Source organism: Amycolatopsis kentuckyensis (genome assembly GCF_002155975.1).
Classification (GTDB): domain Bacteria; phylum Actinomycetota; class Actinomycetes; order Mycobacteriales; family Pseudonocardiaceae; genus Amycolatopsis; species Amycolatopsis kentuckyensis.
The window spans coordinates 1-5007 of sequence record NZ_MUMI01000497.1; the positions used below are offsets into that span (position 1 = coordinate 1).

The window sequence follows — 5007 nt, forward strand, 5'->3', positions numbered from 1 at the left end:
CGCTCGCCTGGTGCTCGCGGATCCAGCCGGCGATGGCCTCGAGCCAGGGGGCGCGGTCCTCGTCCGTCAGCGGCGTGCCGGCGGTCATCTTGTCGATGTTGGCCTTCGGATGGAACGTGTCCGCTTCCGCGTACTCGACGCCCAGGGCCTCGGCGAGCGCCGTGCCGATCGTCGTCTTCCCGGAGCCTGACACGCCCATCACCACGATGACGGTCATCCGCACCTCCCACTTCGTTGTGCCCAGGTGAGTGAAACTCAAAAGTACTACTTATTCAAGATGAAGTACTACTTAATCGAGTCAGACCGCTAAGTTGATCGGGTGAGACACGAGCAGGTGCTGGCTGCCCTCGGCGCGGCGATCGCGAACGGATCCCTGGTCCCGGGCACCGTGCTGCGCTCGGAAGACCTTCAAGAACGCTACGGCGCTTCGCGGACCGTGGCCCGCGAAGTCGTGCGCGTGCTGGAGACGATGCAGCTGACCACCAGCAAGCGCCGGGTCGGGGTGATCGTCCGGGAGCCGGCGGCGTGGAACCACTACGACCCGCGGCTGATCCGCTGGCAGCTCGACGGCCCGGCCCGCCCGGCGGCGCTCGCCACGCTGAACGAGCTGCGCTCGGCGATCGAGCCGTGCGCGGCGCGGTTCGCGGCCCTGCGCGCGACGCCGGAGGAACGCGGCCGCCTGGGTGCGCTGGGGGAGCGGCTGGCGCGAACGGCCCGGGCGCGCGACCTCGCGGCGTTCCTCGACTTCGACATCGCCTTCCACGACCTGCTGCTCGCCGCGTCCCGGAACCCGATGTTCGGGCAGCTGTCGGAGGTCGTCGCGGAGGTGCTCACCGGGCGCACCGGGCACGGCCTGATGCCGCCGGAGCCGCAGCCCGAGGCCGTGGCGCTGCACGTGGAGGTGGCCGCGGCGGTGGCCGCCGGGGAGGCGGACCGGGCGGAGCGGGCGATGCGCGACATCGTCGTCCAGGCCCGCGACGAGATCGCCGCCCTGGTGGCGGAGGGGGACCCCGAGGCCGAGTAGCCTCCCGGAGGCAACTGGACTTTCTTCCGCCGGGGGGCACGGGTGAGCGCGGCGCGCGCGATCGGACTGGTGTTGGGCGTGGCGGCCGACGGCGCCCTCGGCGACCCCCGCCGCCGCCTCCCGGTGACGGCGTTCCGCCGCCTCCCGCACCGGTCGGGTGCCGTGGTCGCGGGCGCGCTCGTCGTGGGCGGGGCGTTGCTCGAGCGGGCGAGCCGCGGCCGCCCCCTGGCCCAAGCCACGGCGACGGCGGTGACGACGTGGGCGGTCCTCGGCGCGGCCGGCCTGGCCCAGCAGGGCACGGAACTGGCCCGCGACCTGGAGGAGTGCCGCTTCGAGCCGGCCCGGGCCACGTTGTCCGAGCTGGACCCCCGGGTGGCGGACGGCCTGGGCGCGATCGCGCTGTCCCGCGCCTCGGTGGAGACGCTGGCGGAGAACACGTCGGACGCGGTGGTGGCCCCGCTGGTGTGGGGCGCCCTGGCGGGCGTGCCGGGCTTGCTGGGCGCCCGGGCGGTGAGCTTGCTGCGCCGGTCACGCGTCGGCCGCCGCGGCCACTGGGCGGTGGACCGGGCGGACGAGCTGGTCCACCTGGTCCCGACCCGCGTGGCGGCGGCGCTGACGGTCCTGGCGGCCCCGGTGGTCGGCGGCTCGGCGGGCGGCGCGTGGCGGGCTTGGCGCCGGGACACGATCGCCCACCCGAGCCCGAACGCGGGCCGCGTGGAGGCGGCCTTCGCCGGAGCGCTGGAAATCCGCGTCGGCGGCCGGACGGTGTACCCGCACGGAGTGCTGGAGCTCCCGGTGCTGGGAGTGGGCCGGAACCCGGACGCGGGACACGTGACGCGCGCGGTGGAGCTGTCCCGCGTGGTGGGCTGGCTCGCCGGGGCGACGTCGGTGGTGGTCGCCGTGGTGGCGGGTTTCGGGCGCCGCTGACGGCTCGTTGTCCACAAAGTTGGCCGGCTGTGGACCGTGGGGCTGCCGGGGGCGGGGATCATGCGAGGCGCGAAGGCCCCCGTCCAGCAGGAACGCCGTACTGTGAGCAACAGCGTTTCGCTGCTGAGGACAGCACAACGCCGGGCACCCGGGTCGTCAGCGCCCGGGTCTGAGCTTTTTGTCGCATCGGTAGCAGGTCTTGTCCTGACCGCTGGCGTTTGAATACCCGCAATGAGGACATGTGACTCGGCCCAGATACTGATGTTCGGGGGTGTGTGGGTTCCATGAGTTTCTGCCGGGATTCGCTTTGGGGCAGCTACCGCATATCGCGGCATCGTCGTCGTGGTTCCGGTGGTTGCACTTGGCGCACGTCCAAGACATCTCGTCTCCCGGGGTATCTGCGGCTTGTGGGCGCTTCATCGTGGGTGGCTCCGAGGACGCAACGACTGGCCGGACGTGGCACCCCGTTGGCCTATCATCAACTCACGATCGGATCACAGATTTCACGTTCAGGACGATTGGCGTAACGTCAACGTTGCGTTCAATGCCGTCGAAGGTCCGGAAGTCCTTCCAATGGTAATTGGGCCGCTCGGAAGGTGAAGGGCCGAGTTCTGCTTCGGGGAGAGCCAGATCAGCCGGATCCCGCAAAATGTTCGTCACCGACGGGACCATTCCCGTTTCGTGGGCGTTGTCCCGTTCCTGGGCTGCGGCGGCTCGCCGCAGCGTCTGGCGGACCTCGAGCTCTCTCAGCCCCGCCGCCGCAGCTGGGCCAACGCCTCCTCGTCCAGCGGGCCACCCCGCTCGGCCAGCCGATCCCCGATCCGCTCGCGATCCTCGGCTGTCTTGTTCCCGCCGAACTTGAACTTCGCCCGGACCCCGGTGATCGTGAATTCGATCCCGCGGATCCCCGGCAGCAGCCGCCGGTCCGGTGCGTCCTGGGCCGCGCTCACCGGTGCCCGGGCGCCGTCCGGCTCGAAGTGCCGCAGCTGCCTGTCGAGCAGCGCCGCCTTCGCCGCCGGGTCGTCGACCAGCCGGACGTCCCCTTCGAGCTGCACCGTCGCGTAGTACGACGTCGGGACGCCGAGCGCCGGGTCCCCGGTCGCGTTCCAGTCCGCGCGGATGTACGTGTAGTCGCCGATCACCGTCAGCAGCGCTCGCGGGTGCTCCTCCAGCAGCGGCCAGATCGGGTTCGGCCGGGCCAGGTGCGTGACGATCGTGCGGTCGCCGTCGAAGGCGAAGTGCGCCGGCGTCACCACGGGCAGGTCCCGGCCCCGGCCGCCGGCGATCAGCTGGCCGAAGTCGTGCGCGGACAGCCACTCCCGCCACTCGGCAGCGGAGGACGCGTCCCACGGGTGGATCAACATGCCCCGAGTATCACCACCGCAAGTGGCCTCACCACAGGGCCATTTCCGGCCTACTTCTGATGGCCACTTTCGGCGAGTTCGTCCTCCGCGAGGATCTCCGCGACGGACTTCCGCCGAGCCGGCGCAGACGAGGAGGCGTCCAGCGCCCCACCCGGCTTCAGCTCGCGGACCGTGAAGTACAGCCAGCCGAGCAGCGCCATCGCGCCGAACGCGATCCACTGCAGCGCGTACGACAGGAACGGCCCCGAGTCCGTCTGCGGCAGTGGCAGCGCGCCGAGCACGCCGGGCTGGCCGAGGTCGAGCTGGAAGTACCCCGGCCGGATGTCGAGCCCGCCCGCCCGTGCCACCACCCGGGAGTCGACGACGTAGCTCTGCAGCCGCCCGCCGGTCGAGGCGTCGGCGAAGGCAGCGCGGTTCTTGGGGTCGGTCTCGTCGGCGCGCACCCGCGCGGTGACCTGGACGGTCCCGGCCGGCGGCGGCGCGAACGGCAGCGCGGCGGACTTGCTGTCCAGCCGGACGTAGCCGCGGTCGATCAGCACGACCGTGCCGTCGGTGGTCCGCATCGGCGTCAGGACTTCGAAGGCGCCTTCGCCCTGGACGGTCCGCAGCCGCGCGACGACCTCCTTGTCCGGCAGGTACTGGCCGGTGATCGAGACGAGGTGCCATTCGGTGTGCGGGCCGGGCACGCTCCCCGGCGGCAGCAGCTGCGCGAGCGGCACCGGCGCCGCGGTGAACGACGTCTCCAAGGCGGAGTTCTGCTGCTCGCGCTCGGTGTTGCGGCTGAACTGCCAGGGGGAGAGCAGGGTGAAGCAGCAGATGGCGAAGGTGAACACCACCGCCGTCAGAGCCAGCCACCCGGGCCGGAGCAGGAACCGCAACCGCACCCCACCACGGTAGCCCGTGCCGCCCGCGGGCCTGCGCGGGCCGTGACCGCTACCTCCGCGAACGCACCCAATCCAGCAAACCGGGCACCGCGCGCTCGACCATGCCGAGGACGTCTTCGAAGCCGTCGTCGCCGCCGTAGTAGGGGTCCGGGACCTCGGCGCCTTCGGGTGCCGAGGGGTCGAACGACCGCAGCAGCCGCACCTTGCCCGGGTCGCCGACCCGGGCGCGCAGGAATTCGAGGTGCCCCTCGTCCGCGGCCAGCAGCAGATCGGCGGCGAGATCCTCGTCCGACACCTCGGACGCGACGTGCGAGGTCGGGTAGCCGTGCGCTTTCAGCGTCGCGCGGGCGCGCTTGTCGGCGGGCTCCCCGGCGTGCCACGGACCGGTGCCGGCACTGGTGACGCGGACGGCGTCGCCGAGCCCGGCATCGTCGAGCTTGGCCCGGAAAACCAGCTCGGCCATCGGGGAGCGGCAGATGTTGCCGGAGCAGACGAAGACGATGTGCGTCACGCCCCGAGCGTAACGACCGGGGTGCCGCGGCCGGACGGGCTCCGGCGCGGTGGGTGCCGGGCCCGCCCGCGCGACCCGGCGGGCGGGGTGAAGGAGTGCGCCCGGCCCGGCCCGGCAGCGCAGCCCGGCGCGGCCCGATCCGGTCCGGCGGCGCAGCCCGGGTGGCCCGGCCCGCGCGGGAGCTGCCGCTCCGGCCCGGCGCGAGTCAGCGTGGCCCGGCCCGGGCGCTGCCCGACCCGGCCTGGCACGGCGTGATCCAGCCAGGCCCGGTCCGGCGCGGGCGCTGCCCGACCCGGC

At 72.7% G+C, this 5007-nt stretch carries 7 protein-coding genes; 3 read left to right on the forward strand and 4 right to left on the reverse strand.

The features are described from left to right. Positions 1-217, reverse strand: a 217-nt coding sequence (locus CCN39_RS38560) for a gluconokinase (protein ID WP_167455306.1), incomplete at its 3' end; no start/stop codon positions are given. Between the two features lie 102 nt (positions 218-319). Here CCN39_RS38560 and CCN39_RS38565 point away from each other — a divergent pair. After that, entirely contained in the window at positions 320-1024 is a 705-nt protein-coding gene (locus tag CCN39_RS38565) for a FadR/GntR family transcriptional regulator (RefSeq protein WP_086850791.1), read from the forward strand. Between the two features lie 42 nt (positions 1025-1066). Beyond that, complete coding sequence (locus CCN39_RS38570) at positions 1067-1951, forward strand: cobalamin biosynthesis protein CobD/CbiB (RefSeq protein ID WP_086850792.1); 885 nt, start codon at positions 1067-1069, stop codon at positions 1949-1951. 746 nt (positions 1952-2697) lie between these two features. Here the strand turns inward: CCN39_RS38570 and CCN39_RS38575 are convergent. The 3 genes from CCN39_RS38575 to CCN39_RS38585 are packed head-to-tail and all read right to left on the reverse strand — an operon-like array spanning position 2698 to position 4710. Then, positions 2698-3315 carry an FMN-binding negative transcriptional regulator gene (locus tag CCN39_RS38575; protein WP_086850795.1) on the reverse strand — a complete coding sequence of 206 codons (618 nt, stop codon included), beginning with the start codon at positions 3313-3315 and terminating at the stop codon, positions 2698-2700. Positions 3316-3365: 50 nt separating this feature from the next. Then, positions 3366-4199 carry an SURF1 family cytochrome oxidase biogenesis protein gene (locus tag CCN39_RS38580; RefSeq protein WP_086850797.1) on the reverse strand — a complete coding sequence of 278 codons (834 nt, stop codon included), beginning with the start codon at positions 4197-4199 and terminating at the stop codon, positions 3366-3368. 49 nt (positions 4200-4248) lie between these two features. Then, positions 4249-4710, reverse strand: coding sequence for a low molecular weight protein-tyrosine-phosphatase (locus tag CCN39_RS38585; RefSeq protein WP_086850798.1), 462 nt, complete (start codon positions 4708-4710; stop codon positions 4249-4251). A 95-nt stretch (positions 4711-4805) separates the two neighbouring features. Between CCN39_RS38585 and CCN39_RS51350 the strand changes: the two genes are divergently transcribed. Next, a partial coding sequence (locus tag CCN39_RS51350; RefSeq protein ID WP_208630581.1) for a hypothetical protein occupies positions 4806-5007 on the forward strand: 202 nt, incomplete at its 3' end.